The 22,550-nt window shown below is 53.6% G+C and carries 20 protein-coding genes; 8 read left to right on the forward strand and 12 right to left on the reverse strand.

Annotation, left to right across the window (positions count from 1 at the left end):
• The 5 genes from btsR to HHI26_RS07300 form a co-directional block, all read right to left on the reverse strand.
• Nucleotides 1-720, reverse strand: a complete 720-nt coding sequence (gene btsR / locus HHI26_RS07280) for a two-component system response regulator BtsR (protein WP_133843584.1) — start codon at nucleotides 718-720, stop codon at nucleotides 1-3.
• A complete protein-coding gene (locus HHI26_RS07285) occupies nucleotides 717-2,402 on the reverse strand; it encodes a sensor histidine kinase (RefSeq protein ID WP_133843586.1) in 1,686 nt (561 codons plus the stop codon). Before HHI26_RS07285 ends, btsR begins: the two co-directional genes overlap by 4 nt.
• A gap of 156 nt (nucleotides 2,403-2,558) precedes the next feature.
• Nucleotides 2,559-3,344 (reverse strand): ABC transporter ATP-binding protein, encoded by a 786-nt coding sequence (locus HHI26_RS07290; protein ID WP_133843588.1) that lies wholly within the window; start codon nucleotides 3,342-3,344, stop codon nucleotides 2,559-2,561.
• Nucleotides 3,341-4,393, reverse strand: coding sequence for an iron ABC transporter permease (locus HHI26_RS07295; RefSeq protein ID WP_133843590.1), 1,053 nt, complete (start codon nucleotides 4,391-4,393; stop codon nucleotides 3,341-3,343). Before HHI26_RS07295 ends, HHI26_RS07290 begins: the two co-directional genes overlap by 4 nt.
• Before the next feature lie 65 nt (nucleotides 4,394-4,458).
• Nucleotides 4,459-5,577 carry an ABC transporter substrate-binding protein gene (locus tag HHI26_RS07300; RefSeq protein WP_171148850.1) on the reverse strand — a complete coding sequence of 373 codons (1,119 nt, stop codon included), beginning with the start codon at nucleotides 5,575-5,577 and terminating at the stop codon, nucleotides 4,459-4,461.
• 151 nt (nucleotides 5,578-5,728) lie between these two features.
• Here HHI26_RS07300 and HHI26_RS07305 point away from each other — a divergent pair, with 151 nt between their 5' ends.
• From HHI26_RS07305 to yddG, 7 genes are all read left to right on the forward strand, one after another.
• On the forward strand, nucleotides 5,729-6,739 hold the full coding sequence (locus HHI26_RS07305; RefSeq protein ID WP_342345408.1) for a LacI family DNA-binding transcriptional regulator: 1,011 nt from the start codon (nucleotides 5,729-5,731) through the stop codon (nucleotides 6,737-6,739).
• A gap of 352 nt (nucleotides 6,740-7,091) precedes the next feature.
• Nucleotides 7,092-7,436 (forward strand): multidrug/spermidine efflux SMR transporter subunit MdtJ, encoded by a 345-nt coding sequence (mdtJ, locus tag HHI26_RS07310; protein ID WP_133843594.1) that lies wholly within the window; start codon nucleotides 7,092-7,094, stop codon nucleotides 7,434-7,436.
• On the forward strand, nucleotides 7,423-7,752 hold the full coding sequence (gene mdtI / locus HHI26_RS07315) for a multidrug/spermidine efflux SMR transporter subunit MdtI (RefSeq protein WP_133843596.1): 330 nt from the start codon (nucleotides 7,423-7,425) through the stop codon (nucleotides 7,750-7,752). Before mdtJ ends, mdtI begins: the two co-directional genes overlap by 14 nt.
• A 180-nt stretch (nucleotides 7,753-7,932) precedes the next feature.
• Nucleotides 7,933-9,765, forward strand: coding sequence for a beta-glucoside-specific PTS transporter subunit IIABC (locus tag HHI26_RS07320; protein ID WP_133843599.1), 1,833 nt, complete (start codon nucleotides 7,933-7,935; stop codon nucleotides 9,763-9,765).
• Entirely contained in the window at nucleotides 9,762-11,228 is a 1,467-nt protein-coding gene (locus HHI26_RS07325; RefSeq protein ID WP_133843601.1) for a family 1 glycosylhydrolase, read from the forward strand. The genes HHI26_RS07320 and HHI26_RS07325 overlap by 4 nt, the downstream gene beginning before the upstream one ends.
• A gap of 19 nt (nucleotides 11,229-11,247) precedes the next feature.
• On the forward strand, nucleotides 11,248-12,081 hold the full coding sequence (locus HHI26_RS07330) for a PRD domain-containing protein (protein ID WP_171148851.1): 834 nt from the start codon (nucleotides 11,248-11,250) through the stop codon (nucleotides 12,079-12,081).
• A 77-nt stretch (nucleotides 12,082-12,158) separates the two neighbouring features.
• Nucleotides 12,159-13,043, forward strand: coding sequence for an aromatic amino acid DMT transporter YddG (gene yddG, locus HHI26_RS07335; protein ID WP_171148852.1), 885 nt, complete (start codon nucleotides 12,159-12,161; stop codon nucleotides 13,041-13,043).
• Nucleotides 13,044-13,132: 89 nt separating this feature from the next.
• Here the strand turns inward: yddG and HHI26_RS07340 are convergent, their stop codons facing one another.
• The 7 genes from HHI26_RS07340 to HHI26_RS07370 form a co-directional block, all read right to left on the reverse strand.
• Nucleotides 13,133-14,383, reverse strand: a complete 1,251-nt coding sequence (locus tag HHI26_RS07340; RefSeq protein ID WP_171148853.1) for an MFS transporter — start codon at nucleotides 14,381-14,383, stop codon at nucleotides 13,133-13,135.
• A gap of 64 nt (nucleotides 14,384-14,447) precedes the next feature.
• Complete coding sequence (locus HHI26_RS07345; protein WP_133843609.1) at nucleotides 14,448-15,410, reverse strand: VOC family protein; 963 nt, start codon at nucleotides 15,408-15,410, stop codon at nucleotides 14,448-14,450.
• Nucleotides 15,411-15,434: 24 nt separating this feature from the next.
• Entirely contained in the window at nucleotides 15,435-16,070 is a 636-nt protein-coding gene (gene maiA, locus HHI26_RS07350) for a maleylacetoacetate isomerase (protein ID WP_171148854.1), read from the reverse strand.
• A 320-nt stretch (nucleotides 16,071-16,390) separates the two neighbouring features.
• Nucleotides 16,391-17,149, reverse strand: a complete 759-nt coding sequence (locus HHI26_RS07355) for an ABC transporter ATP-binding protein (protein WP_167863865.1) — start codon at nucleotides 17,147-17,149, stop codon at nucleotides 16,391-16,393.
• A complete protein-coding gene (locus HHI26_RS07360) occupies nucleotides 17,146-18,108 on the reverse strand; it encodes an iron chelate uptake ABC transporter family permease subunit (RefSeq protein ID WP_133843614.1) in 963 nt (320 codons plus the stop codon). The genes HHI26_RS07355 and HHI26_RS07360 overlap by 4 nt, the downstream gene beginning before the upstream one ends.
• Nucleotides 18,098-19,057, reverse strand: a complete 960-nt coding sequence (locus tag HHI26_RS07365; RefSeq protein WP_171148855.1) for an iron chelate uptake ABC transporter family permease subunit — start codon at nucleotides 19,055-19,057, stop codon at nucleotides 18,098-18,100. The genes HHI26_RS07360 and HHI26_RS07365 overlap by 11 nt, the downstream gene beginning before the upstream one ends.
• Nucleotides 19,058-19,957 (reverse strand): siderophore ABC transporter substrate-binding protein, encoded by a 900-nt coding sequence (locus HHI26_RS07370; protein ID WP_241008249.1) that lies wholly within the window; start codon nucleotides 19,955-19,957, stop codon nucleotides 19,058-19,060.
• Nucleotides 19,958-20,345: 388 nt separating this feature from the next.
• Here HHI26_RS07370 and HHI26_RS07375 point away from each other — a divergent pair, with 388 nt between their 5' ends.
• The gene (locus HHI26_RS07375) at nucleotides 20,346-22,544 is read left to right on the forward strand and encodes a TonB-dependent siderophore receptor (RefSeq protein WP_171148857.1); all 2,199 of its coding nucleotides are present in this window, start codon (nucleotides 20,346-20,348) and stop codon (nucleotides 22,542-22,544) included.
• The last annotated feature ends 6 nt before the right edge of the window (nucleotides 22,545-22,550 follow it).

The raw sequence follows: 22,550 nt of genomic DNA on the forward strand, positions 1-22,550 counted from the left end.
TTACAAGCCCACGGCCTCCTTCAGGCTTTTCAGATAGCGGCGGCTCACCGGCACGGTGTGACCGCTGCTCAGTAACAGCTCTCCCTGGCCATTATCCTCAAGGCGGATCTCTTTCAGATGCGCCATGTTCACCAGAAACTGACGGTGGCATCGCAGCAGCGGTGTGCGATTTTCCAGCGTGCGTAACTTCAGCTCGGTAAAGCCCTCTTTCCCTTCCTGGCTGGTGACATACACCCCGCTCAGGCGGCTACTGACAAATACCACGTCCTGCATCTGTAACAGATAGATACGGCTCTGACCGCTGCAGGGAATAAACTTCAGATCCTGCTGATTATCCGGCAGCACGGAGACATCCTGCCCGTGGCGATCCTGACGCAGGCGCATCAGCGTTTTCTCCAGTCGCGGAACCTCCACCGGTTTCAACAGGTAGTCAAAAGCATGTTCTTCAAATGCCTGCACCGCAAACTCATCATAGGCGGTGAGGAAGACAATCCAGGGACGGTCCTCCGGGTCAAGCATACTGACCATTTCCAGGCCGCTGATGCGCGGCATCTGGATATCGAGGAACAGTACGTCAGGGCGCAGTTTATGCACCATGCCGATCGCCTCAACAGCATTTCCACACTCGCCGACAATTTCGATATCCGGCTCTTTCTGTAACATGACGCGCAGGTTCTCGCGCGCCAGGGGTTCATCATCGACAATCAATACGCTGATCATAGGGGCTCCTCCAGCGGTAACCGCAGTGTAATGCGGGTGAGACAATCCGGTTCACAGGTGACGGTGATACCGTAAGCGTCGCCATATCGCACGCGCAAACGTTTATCCACCAGGCTCATCCCCAGCCCACCACCGCTCTCTTTGGGCTGATAAAGCCCGGCGTTATCTTCAATATCCAGCACCAGATGCTGCCCGTCACGGCTGGCCTTCAGGGTAATTTCACCGATGCCAGGCAGCTGTGAGGTGCCGTGTTTTATTGCATTTTCCACAATCGGTTGCAGGGTAAAGGCAGGAAGCTGGTAGTAAGCCAGCTCCTGCGGCACCCACAACCGGATGCTCAGTCGCGACTGAAAACGCGCCTGCTCAATTTGCAGGTAGGCGTTCACATGTTCGATTTCATTCGCAAGCGTGACAACCTCCGACGGACGCTTCAGGTTTTTCCTGAAGAACGTGGAGAGATACTGCACCAGTTGCCCGGCTTTTTCGCTGTCATGGCGGATCACCGCCATCAGCGTATTCAACGCATTAAACAGAAAATGGGGGTTTACCTGAGCGTGCAGTAGTTTGATTTCGGACTGGGCCAGCAGCGCTTCCTGACGTTCATACTGCCCGGCGAGGATCTGCGCAGACAGCAACTGCGCGATGCCTTCGCCCAGCGTACGGTTGATGGAGCTGAACAGGCGGTTGCGCGGTTCATACAGCTTTATCGTGCCGATCACCTTCTGGTTTTCGCCTCTGAGCGGGATCACCAGCGTCGAGCCAAGTTTGCAATTGGGGTGCAGCGAACAGCGGTAAGGCACTTCGTTACCGTCGGCATAGACCACTTCTCCGCTGTCGATAGCACGCCAGGTATAGGAGGAGGAGATCGGCTTGCCCGGCAGATGGTGATCGTCACCGGTGCCGGTAAAGGCCAGCAGGCGTTCACGGTCAGTGATGGCCACGGCGCCGATATCCAGCTCTTTGTAGAGCACCTGCGCCACCTTCATGCTGTTCTCTTCATTAAACCCCTGGCGCAATATCCCCTCGGTCGAGGCAGCCACCTTCAGCGCCGTGGCCGAAAACGCCGTGGTGTACTTCTCAAACATCGCCCGCTTATCCAGCAGGATGCGCATAAACATCGCTGCCCCCACGGTATTGGTCACCATCATGGGTGCCGCAATGCTCTGCACCAGATGCAAAGCATCCTGGAAGGGTCGGGCAATCAGCAGGATAATCGCCATCTGCACCAGTTCAGCGACAAACGTAATGACGCCCGCCGTCAGCGGGCTGAAGACTTTGTTACTGCGTCCGCGTTTGATCAAAAAACTGTGCATCAGGCCGCCCAGCAGCCCCTCGGCGATCGTGGAGATCATGCAACTGAGCGCCGTCATGCCGCCCAGAGAATAGCGATGCAATCCGCCCGTCAGCCCCACAAGACCGCCGACCACCGGGCCGCCTAGCAGGCCGCCCATCACGGCACCAATGGCGCGCGTGTTAGCAATCGAGTCTTCAATATGCAGACCGAAATAGGTGCCCATAATGCAGAAAATGGAGAAGGTGATATAGCACAGCAGCTTATGGGGCAGACGCACCGTAACCTGCATAAGAGGGATGAACAGACGGGTTTTACTCATCAGCCATGCGATGACCAGAAACACACACATCTGCTGTAGTAACAATAAAATCAACGTAAATTCGTACATGCCCTGTAATCCACATTCTCCTGTGGGAGCAGCGTACACCGGACGGAGCGATCTTTCCCTCCATCATTCCTTGAAATGCGAGCTGGTACTGAATTTTTTTAAAAATACCTCAGACAGCGGCACGAAAGGATCACCGAGCCCTTGCCTGAGGATTTATCACACCGCCGTGCTGAGCGGCTGGATCACCGGATTGCCTGCGCGATCGCGCAAGATCTCAACCTCAACGCCGTACGTGGCGGCAATCAGTTCGGCGGTCACCACATCACGCGGATTCCCGGCAGCCTGAATTTTCCCCTGCGCGACCACCAGCAGGTTATCCGCATACTGGCAGGCCAGGTTAAGATCGTGCAGCACAATCACCGTCACCCAACCCCGTGCCCGGGTTTCACGCCGGACCAGGTCGAGCAGCGCCAGCTGATGCTTGAGATCCAGTGCGCTGACCGGCTCATCCAGCAACATCGCCAGAGGCTCACGCATCATGACCTGAGCAAACAGCACCATCTGGCGCTGACCGCCGCTTAACGAAGCGATGTCGCGCCCGGCAAGATGGGCAATTCCGGCCTGCGCCAGGCGCTGCATGGCAGCTTCCAGCGTTTCATCATCAATATGCAGCGAGAGTTTGCCCAGCCGCCCAAGTACCACCACTTCCAGCACCGTCAGGCCAATATCGGCGCTGCTGTCCTGCGGTAAATACGCGAAGATCTCACGCCAGGCATGCAGCACCCGGCCAGGCTGTTTTCCTGCCGCCAGATGATGTCCACCACAGCCGATCTGCCCGGATGCCAGCGCCAGCTCACCAAAGATGGCACTCAACAGCGTCGTTTTTCCGGTGCCGTTCGGGCCGATAATCACATGGATTTTACCGGCTTCCAGCCCGGCGCTCACTGCATCAATAATCGGCCGTCCCTGGCGATGAACAGAGACATTATCAAGCTGGATCACAGGGCGCTCCTCCGGGGAGAAAAAATCAGCCATAGCAGGAAAGGCACGCCGACAATGGCGGTGACGATCCCGACCGGGAACAGCGCACCGGGCACGATGGATTTAGACAGCACCGACGCCGCTGACAGCATCAGTGCGCCACTGAGCACCGACATCGGCAGGGAAAATCGCTGATCTTCCCCCACCATCATGCGTGCAATGTGCGGTGCCACCAGCCCGATAAACCCGATAACACCGACAAAACTGGTGGCTGTGGCGGTCATGACCGCGACAATCACCAGCACTTTCATCCGCAGTTGCCGCACGTTAACCCCCAGGCTGAGCGCACGCATTTCCCCCATACGCAGCGCAGCCAGCTTCCACGAGTCCGCCATCAACAGCAGGCAGCACACCAGCGTGACTGCCGCCGTCAGCGTCAGCGTGGGCCAGGTCGCTTTCGTCAGGCTGCCAAACAGCCAGAATAAAATCTGCTGCGACAACTCCGGGGAGGAGAGGAACTGGATCAGCGACAGCATCGACTGGAACAGAAACAGCAGCGCGATGCCGCCCAAAATGATGGTTTCGGTACGCACCCGACGCATTGAGGCCAGCATAAACAGGAACAGTGCCGCCAGCATGGAGAAGATAAAAGCGCCAATCGGCACAGCAATCATGGGATTCAACCCAAAGCCGCCAAAGGCCAGGCTTAACGCCGCGCCAAAGCCTGCCGCCGCCGCCATCCCCAGGGTATAAGGGCTGGCCATCGGGTTATTCAGCAGGGTTTGCATCTGTGCCCCGCCCGCCCCCAGCGCGGCCCCCACCACCAGCGCCATCAGCGCCATCGGCAGGCGAAACTCACGCACAATAGCATCGGTCATGGCCGCACGTTCACCGATGCCGGTCAGTGAACGAATCACTTCAGAGGGCGCCAGCATCGACGGGCCGGTAGCAATATCCAGCACCAGACAGAGAGCGGTCAGCAGCAGGAAGAGGAATACGTAGCGCCAGCGTTTGCCTTCACGCGCGCGATGCGCAGCAATGGCTGCACGGTTGTCGGTGGGAGTGTTCATTCAGCGGTCCTGTGTCACAACAAGGGGCGGCCCAGAAGCGGCCGCCCTTGCGGGATATCTTCAACTTACTCTTTTACACTCACCACAAACGTCCCTTCCGGGGTAACCGGCAGGTATTTTTTGTAGAAGTTCAGATAGTTAGCCAGCGGGTCGATATCCTTAAACAGCTCAGGATAAAGCTGCTTCGCCATATACTGCACCATCGCGAAGTCAGACAGCGTGCGCGATGCGCCCTGATAAACGCCAAAGACTTTGCCATTTTTCACCGCCGGTAACTCGTTCCAGCCACGACGTTGTTCAAAGCCTTTCAGCTTCGTGCGCGCTTCAGCAAGATCCACGCCCTGGCCCATCGGCAGCGCATGCGGATTTTTGTTGTTCTCACGGCCGGAGATAAAGATCGCATCCGGTTTTGAAGCCAGCACCTGCTCAGGGTTCAACGGGCCCCACCACTCCACGAACGGCGTGGCGATATTATTGCCGCCAGCGGCGGTTGCCATTGAGCCCCACATATTTTTGCCGTAGGTAAAGGAGTACTCTTCCGGGCCTTTATTGCCGAACTCAACATACACTTTTGGCTGAGGTTTACCCGCCGCAGCAATACGATCCGCCACCTGCTTCAATGCACCGGCATACAGTGCCGCCATTTCACTAGCGCGCGCATCCTGCCCGGTCAGCGTGCCCAGCACGCGGGTGGAGGCCACATGGCGCTCAACGGTCTGCGCGTTGTAGTCGACGACCACAATCGGGATACCCTGTTTTTCAATGCGCTGAACATCCTGGCCCAGAGCCTGGAACTGCCAGTCGGCAAGAATGACCAGATCCGGGTTCAGACTCAGCACTTTTTCTACCGAGAAGCTCTGTGCTTCCACTTCACCCACATCCGGGATGTTTTTCAGCGATGGACGATGCGCGACGTGCATATTCCAGTTCGCTGGCACCCAGCCTTCCCAGGCTTCACGGGAAATCCCTACGACTGAGTCATAGGCTTTTTCGCCCCCCACGGACATGTAGTCTTCAAAGTAAAAGCCCAGCACGACGCGCTTAGCGGGCAGGTCAACTTTCACTTCACGGCCAATGACATCGGTCAGGGTCTGGACTTTTGCCGATACGGAGGTGGTCACCGCAAGTACAGCAAACGATAACGCGCAAGCCAGCGCGCGCGGGTTAAACAGAGAGATATTCATGGATGCAGGTTCCTGGTAAGAAACTAAAGGCAAATAAAAATGATTATCAGTTAGATTTGACACGGTTTTTTACACAATTAAACGATTTCCTGCAACTCATTTAACCGCTACATTATTTCTCTACGGAACGGATAACCTCAGAAAGACCTCAATGATGAAATTTTCCATTAAACAGATCGCCGCCCAGGCGGGCGTCAGTAAAGCCACGGTAGACCGCGCCCTTCACAATCGCGGTGCCGTTCATGCCCAAACCGAACGAAGGATCTCGCAGGCAATCCGCGATCTGGAGCAGCAGCAGCGCATGAATCTGGCCAGCGGCAGAACCCTTACCGTTGATGTCATCATGCATACTCCCGCCCGCTTCAGCCAGCTGGTCACCGATGCGCTGCTGGCCGAGCTGGGCAGCTTTGCCCCCTTTCGTCTCACCCTGCGACTGCATCTTTTCGAGGAGATCAGCGCGCAGAAGATCCGCCAGCTGATGCTACGCTGCGCCAGCGACAGTTACGGCATCATCCTGAAAGCGGAAAGCAGCCGGGACCTGACGCAGGTGATTGAAGAGCTGCTTAAACAGCGCGTGCCGGTGGTCACACTGGTGACCGACCTGCCGGACAGCCAGCGTATTCGCTATGTGGGCATGGACAATTCGTCTGCGGGTAAAACCGCCGCCTGGTTGATGTCCCGCCTGCTGGGGCAGCATCAGCCGGACGTGGCGGTGGTCACGGGCAGTGCGCATTTTCTGGGTGAGGAAGAGCGCGCAGACGGGTTCTGTGCCGCGATGTCGACGATGGCACCGGGGCTGAAAGTACGCCGGATCAGTGAAGGGTATGGCATTGATTCCCCGACCTACAGCGCCCTGTCACAGCAGTTGGAACAGCATCCATCGCTGGGCGCTGTCTACTGCGCAGGCGGAGGCAACACCGCGATCCTGCGCGCCTTTGCTGATGCGGGGCGCGCGATTGAGGTGTTTATTGGCCATGATCTCGACAGTGAAAACCGTCAGCTACTCAGTGACGGTAAGCTGGATGCGATTATCCACCATGAATTACAGCAGGACGCCCGACGCATTTTTCACAGTATTCTGGCGTTTCACGGTTTTATTTCGCCTCCCGAAGAACAGACGCCATTTTCTAAAGTCAGCGTTATCACGCCTTACAACATGTAAGGCAGTGAAATCGACTGCAAATAACGTAAAAAACCAGCGTAAAGAATTGCAAATTAACCAGCATAACCCTCAATGATCGGGTAAAAGAGGAGCAACATTAACCACCGAGGACAATTTTCTTTCCGCATCGACGAGAAGCAACAACGCGGATAAGTTGTAAATATTATGGATAATATGTGCAAGGCCTGGCAAAACCGCTCTTCCCTTTTTTCTTCCGCTTATTCCCTTTCCGGTGAACAACACTGGCGTAACGCGCTTTAGTCCCCTTTCCTAAAACATATCCCCTGCTGTTTCAGGCAGCCTGACTTCTTTTCGGGCTGGCGTGTAGTTATGTTTGTTGATGGAAAAAATCATGTTTTACTGGATGTTACTGGCACTGGCGATCGCTCTTGAGATCACCGGGACGCTGTTTATGAAGTGGTCGAGCGTCAGCGATAATCAGCTGGGATATTTCCTCATGCTGATCATGATTGCCCTCTCTTATATTGCCCTTTCCGTTTCGATTAAAAAAATTGCGCTCGGCGTTGCCTATGCCATGTGGGAAGGGATCGGTATTTTATTTATTACGCTGTTCAGCGTGCTGTTATTCGATGAGTCGATCTCGCCCGCCAAAATGCTCGGTCTGGCGACGCTGGTCGCGGGTATTGCCCTGATTAAATCAGGTACCACCAGCAGGAGGCAGCATGCAAGCGTTTGAATGGGTACACGCCGTCTGGCTGTGCGCAGCGACCCTGCTGGAAATCGCTGCCAATATCTTCCTTAAACTGTCGAATGGTTTTAAGCATAAAGTCTGGGGCGTGCTGTCACTGCTGGCCGTACTGGCGGCCTTTAGTGCGCTGTCGCAGGCAGTAAAAGGCATTGAGCTGTCTGTCGCTTACGCATTATGGGGTGGATTCGGGCTGGTCGCGACCATTGCAGCAGGCTGGGTAATGTTCGGGCAGCGCCTCAATTACAAAGGCTGGATTGGGGTGGCACTGCTACTGATGGGCATGGTGCTGATCAAGCTGGCCTGATCTCTATCTGCCATACCGCTCACAAATTCTGTTTTGCAAAACGCAATCTGGTTGCCTTTAACCGCGACAAAATATAGAAGTGATCCCAGGCGTGTCACTGGTATCCACCAGGCAAGACCTGAAGCTCTCTCTCACCGGAGGGCTTCAGGTCTTTTTTTTTGCGCAAAAGAGGGTCGTCAGATGAACCACATGGAAACGGCAAAGCAAATTATTACCCTGGTGGGTGGCATCAATAACATTGACCACATTGAGCACTGCTCAACCCGCCTGCGGCTGACGCTCAATGACAACGGGCTGGTCCAGCAGAGCGCGCTGGAAAAAGTGCCCGGCATCCTCGGCGTGCGCATCAATGTGCAGTGCCAGGTGATCATTGGCAAAGAGGTGATCGGCATTTATGAGGCCGTGCGAGACATGGCCGCCGGGCGCGAGCCGGGTACGAAAACCGCGTCTGCACGCGTCAGCCCCGGAGCCTGGTTTATCGACTTTGTAATCAGCATTTTCCAGCCGCTGATCCCGGCGATTGCCGGTGGCGGGGTACTGAAATCCCTGCTGCTTTTGCTGGATCTGATGGGCTGGCTCAGCCGCAGCAGCTCCACCTGGAAAGTGCTGGATAACATCGGTTCCGCCCCGCTCTACTTCCTGCCGATCCTGGTGGCGATCACCACCGCCACCAAGCTGAAGGTGAATATTCTGGTGGCTGTCTCCGCGGTGTCGGTGATGGTGCTGCCCGCGATGGCCAAACAGCTGGCAGAGGGCGCGCAGTTTCTCTCCCTCGACCTGCAAAATGTCGCTTATGCCTCGCAGGTGTTTCCCGCCATTCTGTGCGTCCTGCTCTATGCGCAAACCGAGAAGCTGTTTAACCGCTACTCTCCCTCTGCCGTACGGGTGTTTCTCTCACCGATGCTGTCGCTGATGGTCACCGTGCCGGTAACGCTGCTGTTCCTCGGCCCGCTGGGTTATGAGCTGGGCGCAGGCATGGCCACAGTGATCTTCTGGCTGTTCAGCAAACTGGGGTTTGTGGCTACCGCGCTGCTGGCAGGCGTGCTGCCCTTTATGGTGGCATCCGGGATGCACAAACCGATGATCCCTTACGTCGTGGCCTCCATGTCACAGTTTGGCCGGGAGATGCTCTACCTGCCCGCTTCGCTGGCGCATAACATAGCGGAAGCCGCGACCTGCTTCGCCATCTACTTCAAAAGCCGGGACAAAATTAAAAAATCCACCGCGCTGTCGGCGGCCATTTCCGCCCTGTGCGGCATTACGGAACCGGCACTGTATGGCATCACGCTACTGAACAAAAAGGCGCTGTATGCGGTGATCGTTGGCAGCGTGATCGGCGGTGGCTTTATTGGCTGGATGGCGGTAGAAGCCTTTGCGCTGGTGGGGCCGGGGCTGGCGAGTATCTCGATGTTTGTCTCCGCCGATAACCCATACAATATCCTCTATGCCCTGCTGGGTGCCGCGCTGGCGTTTGTCATCACCTTTGTTGCCACCCTGCTGTTCTGGCATGAAGAGCCGCAGCAGGCGGCCAGCCCCGTTCCCACGACCGTCAGTGACTTCGCGCTCAGCAGCCCGGCAGAGGGCACCGTTATCCCCTTAGCCCAGGTGAATGATGACGTGTTCTCCTCCGGCATGATGGGCGACGGCATTGCGGTGATCCCCACCCGCGGCGCGCTGTTTGCCCCGGCTGACGGCACCATCAGCAGCGTGTTCGAAAGTGGTCACGCGCTCAGCATGCTCACCGACAGCGGCGCAGAGCTGATTTTCCATATTGGCATCGACACCATCAAAATGGACGGTCGCGGCTTCTCTCCTAAGGTTAAAGAAAATCAGTCGGTTAAATCCGGCGATCTGTTAGTTGAGTTCGATCTTGAGGCGATTATCGCCGCCGGATTTGATCCGGTGGTTGTCATGGTGGTGACCAACAGTGAGCGTTTTCAGGTGTCAGCGAACACCTCCGCCACTGCGGTTGACCATCCCTGGAACGTGATGACTTTAAAGGAGTCGGTATGAAACAGAACACCCCGGTTTTCCCCCCAAACTTTCTGTGGGGCGCGGCCATTGCCGCTAACCAGGCCGAAGGCGCATGGAACGTGGCGGGTAAAGGCCCGTCGGTTGCCGATGCCATTGCGCACAAATCCAATCTCGACCTGACGGATTACAGCGGCCATATGGCGCTGACCGATGAGAACATCCAGGATGCACTGAACGGCACTAACGACGCCCGCTACCCGAAACGTCGCGGCATCGACTTCTATCACCGTTATAAAGAGGACCTCGCGCTGTTTGCGGAGATGGGCATTAAAGTGCTGCGCGTTTCCATTGCCTGGTCACGCATCTTCCCCGCGGGCGAAGAGGCCGAGCCCAATGAAGCGGGCCTGCAATTCTATGAAGATCTGTTCCGTGAAATGCGTAAGCACAATATCGAACCGCTGGTCACGCTGTCTCATTATGAGATGCCGCTGAAGCTGAGTGAAAAATACAACGGCTGGGTTGATCGCAAGGTGGTGGATGCCTTTGTGCACTACAGCAATGCCTGCTTTGATCGCTATAAAGATCTGGTGCGCTACTGGCTGACCTTTAACGAGATCGACAGTATTCATCGCCATCCGTTCACCACCGCCGGGATCCGCGAAGAGAAATGCGCACCCGGCCAGGCGGTGCAGGACATCTATCAGGGGCTGCATCACCAGTTTGTTGCCTCGGCGCTGGTGACGCGTGACTGTCATGCGAAAATCCCCGGCAGCCAGGTGGGTTGTATGCTGACCAAACTGACAACCTATTCCCGCACCTGCCATCCGCAGGATGTGGAAGCCACGCTGAAGAAGAACCTGGAAAATTACTTCTACACCGATGTTCAGGTCAAAGGCGAATACCCGCCGCTGATCCTGCGCGACCTGGAACGGCGCGGTATTCATCTGGAAATGCAGCCTGACGATCTGACGATCCTGCGCCAGCACACCGTCGACTTCCTGTCGTTCAGTTACTACATGTCGATCACCGAATCCACCCAGCCCGATGCCGAGCGCATTCCGGGCAATACCGTTCTGGGCGTCAAAAACCCCTACCTGCCGGCGTCAGAATGGGGATGGCAGATTGACCCGGTCGGCCTGAAAATTTCGTTGCTGGAGCTGTATGACCGCTACCAGAAACCGCTGTTTATTGTCGAGAATGGCCTGGGGGCAAAAGACGTGGTGGTCGAGGGACAGATACACGATGACTACCGCATTGACTACTTCAGATCACACTTTGAACAAATGCAGGCCGCGATTGATGAAGGTGTTGATCTGTTGGGCTTTACCAGTTGGGGAACCATTGACATTATTAGTGCCGGCACATCGCAGATGTCCAAACGTTACGGCTTTATCTACGTCGATCAGGATGATGAAGGACAGGGCAGCCTGGCGCGTCTGCGTAAAGATTCGTTTTACTGGTATCAACAGGTTATTGCCAGTAACGGCAGCGACCTGAGCTGACCGTCAAGGAACTCTCTCGATGAAAGTGAAGAAATCGCTGAATAACAGCATGCTGCTGGTCCAACGGGACCAGAGCGAGCTGATTCTGTTCGGCAAGGGGATCGGCTTTGGCGCCAAACCCGGTGCCGATGTGGATAGGGATGCCATCGAACAGGTGTTTATCCCACTGGAAGGGGTTAAAACTCAGCACTTTCTCTCACTCACCGATACGGTTCCGGCAGCGTATTTTGACCTGACCCACGACATCATTGCGCTGGCGCAAAAACAGTACGTTGAGAAGCTGAACAACGTACTGTTTTTCACCCTGGCGGAGCATCTTTTCTATGCGGTTGAGCGCTGCAAAGCGGGTAATCCGCTGGCAAATAAGCTGAACTGGGAAGTGAAGCGTTATTACCCACGTGAATATCAGATCGGCGTGCAGGCACGCGATCTCGCCAACGACCGTTTTCGGGTGGCGCTGGATGATGACGAAGCGGTACATATCGCCTTTCATCTGATTAATGCCTCCGGCGATCCGGACAGCGGGAATGCGCATCAGCAGGTTCAGTTAGTGAACCGTATTGCCGAAATCGTCAGATATAAACTGAATAGAAATATCGATATTAACAGCGTGAATTACAATCGCTTTATTACCCACCTGCGTTATTTCGCCGAGCGCGTGATGGCACAAAAAATCGCAACACAGCACAGTGATGACTTTTATCACGAGATGATGAAGTTCCACCCACAGGCAATGTCGATTGCCTGTACCGTACGCGACTATATTCAGGAAAAATATCAGTACCGCTTACCTAATGATGAATTAACCTGGATGGGTATTCATATCAGCCGTTTAGCGGATACGGCATCATAAGCCATCAATTCGATGTGAAAAGGCCCTCTACCCTGTAAAATCCTGACGGATAACATCATCACAGCAGGGACCGCACCATGACTCACAAAAAAGCCACGCTGACCGGGCTTATCGCCATCATTCTGTGGAGCGCCATTGTCGGGCTGATACGCGGTGTCAGTGAGGGGCTCGGCGCTGTCGGCGGAGCCGCGATGATCTACACGCTCAGCTCGCTGCTGTTGCTGCTGACGGTGGGATTCCCGAAGGTAAAAACATTTCCCCGCGCCTATCTGCTGTTGGGCAGCCTGCTGTTTGTCAGCTATGAAATCTGCCTGTCTCTCTCGCTGGGCTATGCCCGTAGCGGCACGCAGGCGATTGAAGTGGGCATGGTGAACTATCTCTGGCCCAGCCTCACCGTCCTGTTATCCGTGTTTATCGCCCGGCAAAAATGCAGCCTGCTGATCGTCCCGGGAATGGCGGTCTCCCTCGTCGGGATCGCCAAAGTGCTGGCGGGTGAGCATACGTTGTCGCTGGCGGAGATCGGCAATAACATCGCCTCAAATCCCCTCAGTTATGGGCTGGCCCTCGCGGGCGCCGTGATCTGGGCACTTTACTGCGTACTGACGCAAAAAATAGCCCGGGGAAGCAACGGCATCACACTGTTCTTTATGCTGACCGCACTGGCGTTGTGGATAAAATATTTCTCTGCACCTCAGCCAGAGATGGCCATCACGTTTCCGGTGCTGGTGAGTCTGGCACTGGCTGCGCTGGCAATGGGCCTGGGTTATGCGGCATGGAACATCGGCATCCTGCACGGTAATGTGACGTTGCTGGCCACCGCGTCCTATTTTATTCCCGTGCTTTCGGCCATGCTGGCCGCCTGGATGCTGAACGCCAGCCTGTCGGTCAACTTCTGGCAAGGCGCTGGCATGGTCAGTCTCGGCTCGCTGCTGTGCTGGTGGTCAACGCGTATCAAAACCTGACCCCCCCTGCTTTCACGTCAGCAACGCTAAGTGTACCGATGTCGCGAATGGCGGTCGCTTCCCCGCTACGCGGACGAAGTGACCTGATCTCATTTTTCAAGAGGGATCGGTTCAGGCAATGATTCCAGGCTCGCCAGTTTTGAAACACCTGCCGTATAAATAATAATGAACTGAATCAGAAAACCAATCAAAACAACCCAGATGCAATTATCAATACCAATATATGTTCCCAGCACACCGCCTAATGCCGCCCCAATAGGGCGCGCGCCGAAAGTCGCCATCATCACCAGGGAGGATACACGGCCTAACATATTCTCAGGTGTAATAGCTTGTCGTAAGGTCACGGAAGAAATTGTCCATATTATTGGTCCTACACCGAAGAAAAAATAGCTCAAAATCACAATCGGATAAGAGGGATAAAATAGTGTCACCGCCATCAAAACCGCGCCAAAGAGTGCGCTTGTTGGGCCCAACTTCAGCAGTGTTCCAAAAGATAAACGCCTGCTGATAAATGGCATAATCACTGCACCTGCAACCATCCCAATACCATAAACCCCCATACTGCTGCCAATTAAGTCCGTTGTAAAATTCAGCTTATTCATTGCATAAATAATATATATGGATTGCAATATAAACCATGATATGTTGAAAACAATCGATGTATACAGCATCTGCCTCAGATGTAAATTCCTGGCAACAAACAATGCCCCAACTTTCAAATCCGATAAAATATGTTTTTTCCCTTGCTTAACACGAGGAGGTTCTTTTAAATTTAATATAAGAATAAATGCGACCATCGAAAATAAAACAGAAATGACAAAGGACACTGAAACTCCACTATGAGCGATTAAATAACCTGCAATAGTGGGGCCAATAGCCAGTGCAAGGCAGCGGGCTAATTCGACTCGTCCATTCGCTATGGCCATATTATGTTTGGGTACTAATGCAGGAACCAGAGAAGGCACCGCAATACTGTATACCACGGTACTCGTGGCACCAATAAAACCTAACACAGCCAAAACAGGAATAGAAATACTTGATTTGAATATAAAAAAACAAATAAGTACTAACGACAAAGCGCGTAATACTTCAGCAGTGAGCATCGTCAGCGTTCTTGAAAGTCGATCAACCAACAATCCTGCAGGAATAGACATCAATAAAAAGGGTAGAGTTTGCGTTAACTGTAAGAAACTTATCTCGCTGACAGATGCATTCAAATAAATAGCGGCGTACATTAACGCACCCGCCAAAACCAATTGTTCCGAAAGTTGAGCAAAAAGATTAGAAAATGAGATCTTATTAAATTCCCGCGGCAACCGCTCTTGCTTTGATGCCATCATACCTGACCGCCTTAACTGAAAATTACATCAAAAAACATCTGCACTCATTGAATTTAAAAAAAGTTTAATCAATTTTTATTTTCTCTAGCTTATCCATAAATTCACTTTCCTTATCTTTCCACCAGGGAGGAATCATCAGATTACTGCCTAGTGCCTGTGGGGTTTCATCAATACAAAAACCAATATCAGAAGTAGCAAACTCGATGAGAATACCGCCAGGCGATCGTACATAGATAGAATGAAAGTAATTTCTATCTTTAATTTCTGACACATCAGGAAAGCCTAATCCGACAAGGTGTTCTTTAATTTCTAACTGTTCTTTCTCTGTCTCAACAGCAAATGCAATATGGTGCACGATACCTTGTGCAAATCCCCAGGTTCCCTGAGGTAGGGATGGATCGTACAGGACATCGATGGTACGCTGCGGGCCGCCCGCGCCAATATGAAAGCGTTGATAAGCGCCATCTTCAGCGGCCAGCGTCATCTTAAGACCATCCGTGAAAAAACGTGCTTGTTCAGTGTAATCCCGCACAGAAAGTGTCACGCCAAAAATACCTCGAATAGCATGATCGTCATGGATTTCATCAGTTACCCAACCCTGGATATCATTAACCTCTGATTCCGTTAATTCAAAAACAAGTCCAGAGGGGTGTTCAAATTCAATATATTCCGCACCAAATTTATATTTTTTCGTGATGGGTTTTATTAAATGCAAGGATAAACGTTGTTCCCAAAACGCCATCGATCCGGGTGGAATAGCATAGGCAACTGCACTGATCTGGCCGCTTCCTTTTCGCCCTTTGTATCCGAGATCTTTAAAGGGTAGCGTTGTCATAATCGATCCCGCCTGAGCATCCTGACTGCCATAATACAAATGATAAACAGGGTTTTCACCATCAAACAACACGGTTTGTTTGATCATCCTTTGGCCCAGTATTTTTGTAAAAAAATCGACGTCCTCTTGCGCTCCAGAAACCCCGCTGGTTATATGATGGATTCCTGTCAGATGCCCGTTAATAGCATTCATAATTTTTCCTATGCATTTTTATCATTAAACACCAAGATAAGATTGTTCCAGTACTTTTTTAAAACCGGGAACCTGAGAAATAATATTATCCAGATACATAATTCTGGGGTAATGATTAAAATCAGAAATGAAACGACGAGCAAGAAACAATTGAGAAGCTAAAAACACGTCAGCAATGGTGGGTTTATCACCATAACAATAACGTCCTTTTTTTGACTCATTAACTAAAATAGCTTCCAATATTTCAAGGCCGGACCGTATCCAGTGTACACACCATGCATGAATATCTTGCGGTGTTACATGATGACTGGTCATATACAACCTGACTCGGGCATTTGTTAAAGGTTGCATTTCGCTTGCTATAAACTGGCAGATAGATCTCACCCTTGCCCGATCTTCTGGAGATTCAGGAATAAGTGGATATCTGTCAGGGTACTTCTCTTCTAAGTATTCAATAATAGCGATTGATTGAGTCAAGGTAACATCACCATCAACCAGTGTTGGAACCAGTTTTTGAGGGTTTAATTCATGATACCCCCCTGTCTGATGGGCCCCCTTGGATAAATCCACTTCGATCAGTTTATAATCAAGCTTCTTATATTCCAGTGAAAGGCGAATGCGTATTGATGCTGATGACAAATGAAATGAGTAGAGTTTCATTACATATCCTTATATTTTTCAAAACACATATCCGTTGTTATTCTCACACCGCCCCCAACAATATAAACACCCTATCGACACAACACTCCAAATCTTGCTTTTGCATTCAAAAAACATGGAAATAAAAGTAATCATTGTAAAAACGCCGTGAAACTTTCATAAATGAATTGATGACATGGTGAATTTAATGAGATCACGAGATGTGAGGTTTCTGTCAATAACACAGACACATTTTGTATACGCAGGAAGATGAGGATGAGATTGATGGTGGTACGCAATAAAATGATGTGCAGGGCAGCACTTTTTCCTGCCCTACTGTGTTAGCGGTAATACATCGCAATACGCTGGCCATTGACCTGCTCAACGGTCACGGGCAGATCGAAGATCTGCTCAATCACCTCTGGCACCATCACCTGCTCAGGCGTACCGCGGAATACCACCTGTCCGTCCTTCATCGCCAGGATGAAGTCGGAGTATGCCGAGGCAAAGTTAATGTCGTGGATCACCAGCACGATGGATTTCTCTAACTGATCGGCGGCGCGTCGTAGCTGCTTCATCATCGCCACGCTGTGCTTCATATCCAGATTGTTCAGCGGCTCGTCCAGCAGGACATATTGCGTGTCCTGGCACAGCACCATCGCCACAAAGGCGCGCTGGCGCTGACCGCCGGATAACTCATCCAGATAGCGATGACGCAACGGCAGCAAATCAAGAAACGCCAGCGACTGCTCAATATGCTGGCGATCATTTTCATTAAGCCGCCCCTTGCTGTAGGGATAACGCCCAAAGCTCACCAGATCCCACACCGTCAGACGGCTGGTAAAATGGTTCTCCTGGCGCAGCACTGACAGTACCTTTGCCAGTTTTTCACTGTTGGCATCGCTGACGTCCAGCGCGTCCACCGTCACCACGCCGCTGTCCGCTTTCAGCAGGCGGCTGATCACCGACAGTAACGTTGACTTGCCGGCACCGTTTGGCCCGATAATAGAGGTAATGCCTGACGATGGCAGGGTTTCGCAGATGTTCTGTAACACCGGCTGAGTATCGTACTGTTTGCTGACCTGCTTAATGTCGATCACTTGGCGCCCTTTCTCAGCAGTAAATAGATGAACAATGCCCCACCGCTAAACTCAATCACCACCGACAGCGTCCCGGCCATATCCAGCAGCCGTTCCAAAATCAACTGCCCGCCCACCAGCGTGATGATGCCAATCAGCACACAGCCGGGCAGCAGATACGCATGTCGCCAGCTTCCCATCAGCGGATAGGCCAGATTGACGATCAGCAGGCCGAGGAACATCATCGGCCCCACCAGCGCGGTCGAGACCGCCACCAGCAGCGAGATCAGCAGCAGTAAACCGGTGACATGACGTTGCCAGGCAATACCAAGCGCAATAGCGCTATCCGGCCCCAGCGCCATCACATCCAGACGGTGACGCAATCGCCAGACCAGCGTGGCAACCACGGCAATCACCCCGGCTGAAATCAGCAGCACATCGCTGTCGGCACGGGTAAACGTGGCGAAGATGCGGCTTTGCAACACCGCGAACTCACCCGGTTCCATCAGGCGCTGCATCAGGCCCGAGATACTGCGGAACAGCGTGCCGCACACCAGGCCTATCAGCAGCACCCGGTGCAGATCCAGCCCGGCGCCCCCTAACAGCCAGCGATACAGCAACGTGGCAAACATCACCAGCAGTGCGCTTTCGGCGATGAAGCGCCCTACGCTGCCCAGCATATTCAGCCCGCCGACATCCAGCGCGAAGATCAGCAGCGTCTGCATCAACACAAACAGCGACTCCAGCCCCATCACCGACGGCGTCAGAATGCGGTTACGGGTCAGGGTCTGAAACAGCAACGTACTGATGCCGGAGGCGAAACCGACCAGCACCATCGTGGCGAGGATCTGCCCGCGATGCCGCAGGATATAAGCGATATTGCCGTGCAGACCGAGGGTCATGAAAATCCCCATCAGCACCAGCAGCAGCGTCGTCAGCAGCAACAGGCGTTTGCCGGGTGACAAAGCATCAGTGCGCATGGCGTTTCGACCTCACAATCAGCACGAGGAAGATCATCGCGCCCAGCACGCCAAGCAGCGCACTGACCGGAATTTCAAACGGGTGGATGATCAGACGGCCGAGAATATCGCAGCCGATCACCAGCATCGCGCCCACCAGTGCCACCCAGGGCACGGTGCGCCGCAGGTTGTCACCCAGCGCCAGGCTGACAATATTAGGCACAATCAACCCCAGGAATGGCAGCACGCCGACCACCACTACCACCACGCCACTGATCATGGCGATCATTGCCATCCCCATCAGCATCACGCGGCGATAGTGCAGCCCGACATTGACCGAAAAATCACGCCCCATGCCCGCCACCGTAAAGCGGTCAGCCATCACCGCTGCCAGCAGTGTGATCGCGCCCACCGCCCACAGCAGTTCATAGCGTCCCTGCATCACGCTGGAAAAGTCGCCTGATTCCCAACCGCCCAGCGACTGGAGCAGATCAAACTTCATCGCAAGGAAGGTGGTGACTGAACTGAAAACCGCGCCCAGCATAATGCCGGCCAGTGGAACCATCAGGGAGGATTTCATACGGATACGCTGGATCATCAGCATAAACAACGCGGTGCCTGCGAGGGAAAACAGTGTGGCAACGCCCATTTTCAGCATGATCGGCGCGGCAGGGCTGATGATCATCACCAGCAGCAGTCCCAGACTGGCAGACTGCGTGGTGCCGACCACCGAAGGCTCAACAAAGCGGTTTTGCGTCAGCATCTGCATCATCAGCCCTGCCACGCTCATCGCGCTCCCCGCCAGCAGTAACGCGGCGGTACGGGGAAAACGGCTGATCAGCAGGATCTCCCGCATTTCAGGATCTGACCACAGACTGAGCAGAGTGACACGGCTGACGCCGACAAACAGGCTGCAAACAATCAGGCCCAGCAGTAATGCCAGGCCTGCAATAAAGGCTACGGATTTCATTTACGGCTGGGTTTTCGTTTTATCCAGCACCTGCTTCACCTGAGTCATCAGATTGCTGTAGCTCTGAATGCCGCCTGCAATATAAAGCGAACCGGAATCGAGATAGACCACCTGCTGTTTTTTCCAGGCATTGGTTTTACGCACCAGCAGGTTATCCAGCACCTGCTGTGCGGATACGCCCTCTTTGCGGCCAATGGCGCTGTCGCGATCCAGCACAAACAGCCAGTCAGGATTCGCTTCCATGATGAACTCAGGCGACACCGCATTACCGTGTTTGCCGGTTTCCGGGAAAGCCGTGGCCGGTTTAAATCCCAGCACATCGTAGATAAAACCAAAACGTGAACCCGGTGAGTGCGCGCTGATCTTGCCGCCGTTAATCATCAGCATCATCGCGCTACCGGCGGTGGCGGACTCTTTACGCACGTCAGCAATCTGGGCATTAAACGCCGCAATCACCTGTTGTGCCTTCTCTTCTTTACCGAAGATCGCTCCCAGTTGTTCGGTACGTTCGGTCAGGCTTTGCACGAAGTGTTTCGGGTCGAGATCCAGTGAGAGGGTCGGGGCAATTTCACTCAGCTTGCCATAGGCATCATGAGCGCGGGCACCGGCCAGAATCAGATCGGGTTTGGCATTGCTCAGGGCTTCAAAGTTGGGTTCAAACAGCGTGCCGGCATTCAGATACGCCTTGCCATTGTACTTCGCCAGATGCTGCGGATAGTGCGCGCTGGTTTGTGGCACCCCCATCGGGTTAATCCCCAGGGCATCAGCAATATCCAGCGTTGCCGGGCTGAGGATCACCACACGTTGCGGATGTTTCGGCACAGCGGTGGAACCCTGCGCGTGCACGACCGTCAGTGCGGGAGCATCTGCTGCAAAGGCCGCAGGCGCACAGGCGAGCATGGCGGAAAACAGCGATAAAACGAAGGCCTGAGGGAAGCGCATTTTCTCTCCTGAGAATCAGATAAGTAGCAAAAATGAGAACGATTCGCGTTCGATTTTGTTGCGGGATAATAACGACTGCCTGGCAGGATGGGTAGACAGAACATGGCATCCGCTGTTCACAAAACAGACAAACCTCACAATCCGTATCAAATAAGAAGATTGCGAGCCAAATGTGAAGGATGCAATCAATTGATTTATAGCGAATTAAATATAACCACTGACTTTTACTGACAAAACTGGCCAATTGTGGAGATTTTAAGGATTCGTATTTCCCACCATAGAAATGATAACAATTATCGTTATCATGCACATTCTCTTACAACACCGAACAATTTGAGATGATGCGATGAACAGGAATGGACGCTTTCGATTACACCCTCTGGCACTGCTACTGACCGCCACGCTGGCCGGGACGGCCAGTGCCGATGACGATACCGCCCCCGCCAGTGACGTGGAAGATGTGCTGCTGGTACAAAAAACAGCAGAACAGGAGTTAAAACAACAGCCTGGCGTCTCTATCATCACGGCAGAGGATATCGCGAAGAACCCGCCAGTGAACGATTTGTCCGACATCATCCGCAAAATGCCCGGCGTCAACCTGACCGGAAACAGTGCTAACGGCAGCCGGGGGAATAACCGCCAGATTGATATTCGCGGTATGGGCCCGGAAAACACCCTGATCCTGATTGACGGCGTGCCGGTCAGCTCGCGTAACTCCGTGCGTTACAGCTGGAAAGGCGAACGTGATACCCGTGGCGACAGCAACTGGGTACCAGCTGAAATGGTCGAGCGTATTGAAGTGCTGCGTGGCCCGGCCGCCGCCCGCTACGGATCCGGTGCCGCCGGTGGCGTGATCAATATTCACACCAAGCGCCCGACCAAAGACTGGCACGGTTCCCTGTCGCTGTTTACCAACCAGCCGGAAAACAGCAAAGAAGGTGACACCAAACGTGCCAACTTTAGCCTGAGCGGCCCGCTGGCGGGTGACGCGTTGACCATGCGCCTCTACGGTAACCTCAACAAAACCGACGCCGATGCCGCCGATATCAACCAGGCGCAAAACGGCGCGTATGCCGCGGGCCGTGAAGGGGTGCGTAACAAAGATATTAATGCGCTGGTTTCCTGGAAAATGACCCCCTCGCAGATCCTCGACTTCAGCTATGGCTACAGCCGCCAGGGCAATATCTACGCCGGAGATACCCAGTACAGCAATGGCAACATCAGCCCCGGTGGCCTGGTCGACTCGCTGTACGGTTCCGAGACGAATCGCCTGTACCGTCAGTCTTACGGCCTGACCCATAACGGCTTCTGGGAATGGGGCGATTCTAAGCTCGCCTTCAACTATGAAAAAACCAATAACACGCGCCTGAAAGAAGGTTCTACCGGACGCGTGGAAGGGATGATTAACAGCGACGAGTACAGCACCAGTCGACTGGAAAATTACCGTGCCAGCGCGGAAGCCAATATGCCGATGGACCGCTGGATTGAGCAAACCGTGACCCTCGGCGCTGAGTGGAATCACGAAAAGCTGGACGACAGCACCTCCATGTCAGCCACCGATGCCAGCGGCGTGATCATCGGCGATATGTCGGGGGATCCGGCCAATCGCAGCAGCAAGAACAGCGCGACCACGGCCGCACTCTACGTCGAAGATAATATCCAGCCATGGGAAGGCACCTTCCTGATCCCGGGCGTGCGTTTTGATCACCACAGTGAATTCGGCAGTAACTTTAGCCCGAGTTTTAACTTCTCTCAGGACCTGGGTGAAGGGTTCAAACTGAAAGCCGGTATTGCGCGGGTGTTTAAAGCCCCGAACCTCTACCAGTCAAGCGAAGGCTACCTGCTGGCCACCCGGGGTAACGGCTGTCCGACTTCAGTTGCTACCGGCAGTTGCTATCTGCTGGGTAACACCAATCTGGATGCCGAAGTCAGCGTCAATAAAGAGCTGGGGCTGGAGTTTGCTGCTGATGGCTATGCCGCGGGTGTGACCTGGTTCCGCAATGACTACAAAAATAAAATCGTCTCCGGCACCGACCTGCTCGGCACCGCCTCTAACGGCTATAACATCCTGCAATGGGAAAATGGTGGCAAAGCGCTGGTGGAAGGGCTGGAAGCCAGCCTGACGATCCCGGTGGTGCGTGACGTGCTCGACTGGCGGACTAATGCCACCTATATGCTGGAGTCGAAAGACAAAAAAACCGGTAACCCGCTGTCGATCATCCCTAAGTACACCATCAACTCGATGCTGGATTATCAGATTACCGATAAGTTCTCCACCGAGCTGAACTGGACGCTGTACGGACGCCAGAAGCCGCGTGAATTTGTGGAAAGCCGTCTGGAAGGCAGTAGCGGGCTATCCAGTAAAGAGATCGGGGCATATTCCCTTGTCGGGCTGAATCTCAACTATAAGTTCACCAAAAACCTGAGTGTGAAAGGCGGCGTCAGCAACCTGTTTGATAAGCAGATTTACCGCGAAAATGACGGCGCTTCTACTTATAATGAACCGGGTCGCGCGTACTATGCGGGCGTAACGATGGGCTTCTGATAGCCG

Origin of the sequence: Erwinia sp. JH02 (assembly GCF_013074405.1) — a bacterium.
Lineage (GTDB): Bacteria > Pseudomonadota > Gammaproteobacteria > Enterobacterales > Enterobacteriaceae > Erwinia > Erwinia rhapontici.

Coding starts and splice junctions, on each gene's coding strand:
- btsR (WP_133843584.1), bottom strand. CDS start 720: ATGATCAGCGTATTGATTGTCGATGATGAACCCCTGGCGCGCGAGAAC.
- HHI26_RS07285 (WP_133843586.1), bottom strand. CDS start 2,402: ATGTACGAATTTACGTTGATTTTATTGTTACTACAGCAGATGTGTGTG.
- HHI26_RS07295 (WP_133843590.1), bottom strand. CDS start 4,393: ATGAACACTCCCACCGACAACCGTGCAGCCATTGCTGCGCATCGCGCG.
- HHI26_RS07300 (WP_171148850.1), bottom strand. CDS start 5,577: ATGAATATCTCTCTGTTTAACCCGCGCGCGCTGGCTTGCGCGTTATCG.
- HHI26_RS07305 (WP_342345408.1), top strand. CDS start 5,729: ATGATGAAATTTTCCATTAAACAGATCGCCGCCCAGGCGGGCGTCAGT.
- mdtJ (WP_133843594.1), top strand. CDS start 7,092: ATGTTTTACTGGATGTTACTGGCACTGGCGATCGCTCTTGAGATCACC.
- mdtI (WP_133843596.1), top strand. CDS start 7,423: ATGCAAGCGTTTGAATGGGTACACGCCGTCTGGCTGTGCGCAGCGACC.
- HHI26_RS07320 (WP_133843599.1), top strand. CDS start 7,933: ATGAACCACATGGAAACGGCAAAGCAAATTATTACCCTGGTGGGTGGC.
- HHI26_RS07325 (WP_133843601.1), top strand. CDS start 9,762: ATGAAACAGAACACCCCGGTTTTCCCCCCAAACTTTCTGTGGGGCGCG.
- HHI26_RS07330 (WP_171148851.1), top strand. CDS start 11,248: ATGAAAGTGAAGAAATCGCTGAATAACAGCATGCTGCTGGTCCAACGG.
- yddG (WP_171148852.1), top strand. CDS start 12,159: ATGACTCACAAAAAAGCCACGCTGACCGGGCTTATCGCCATCATTCTG.
- HHI26_RS07340 (WP_171148853.1), bottom strand. CDS start 14,383: ATGATGGCATCAAAGCAAGAGCGGTTGCCGCGGGAATTTAATAAGATC.
- HHI26_RS07345 (WP_133843609.1), bottom strand. CDS start 15,410: ATGAATGCTATTAACGGGCATCTGACAGGAATCCATCATATAACCAGC.
- maiA (WP_171148854.1), bottom strand. CDS start 16,070: ATGAAACTCTACTCATTTCATTTGTCATCAGCATCAATACGCATTCGC.
- HHI26_RS07360 (WP_133843614.1), bottom strand. CDS start 18,108: ATGCGCACTGATGCTTTGTCACCCGGCAAACGCCTGTTGCTGCTGACG.
- HHI26_RS07365 (WP_171148855.1), bottom strand. CDS start 19,057: ATGAAATCCGTAGCCTTTATTGCAGGCCTGGCATTACTGCTGGGCCTG.
- HHI26_RS07370 (WP_241008249.1), bottom strand. CDS start 19,957: ATGCTCGCCTGTGCGCCTGCGGCCTTTGCAGCAGATGCTCCCGCACTG.
- HHI26_RS07375 (WP_171148857.1), top strand. CDS start 20,346: ATGAACAGGAATGGACGCTTTCGATTACACCCTCTGGCACTGCTACTG.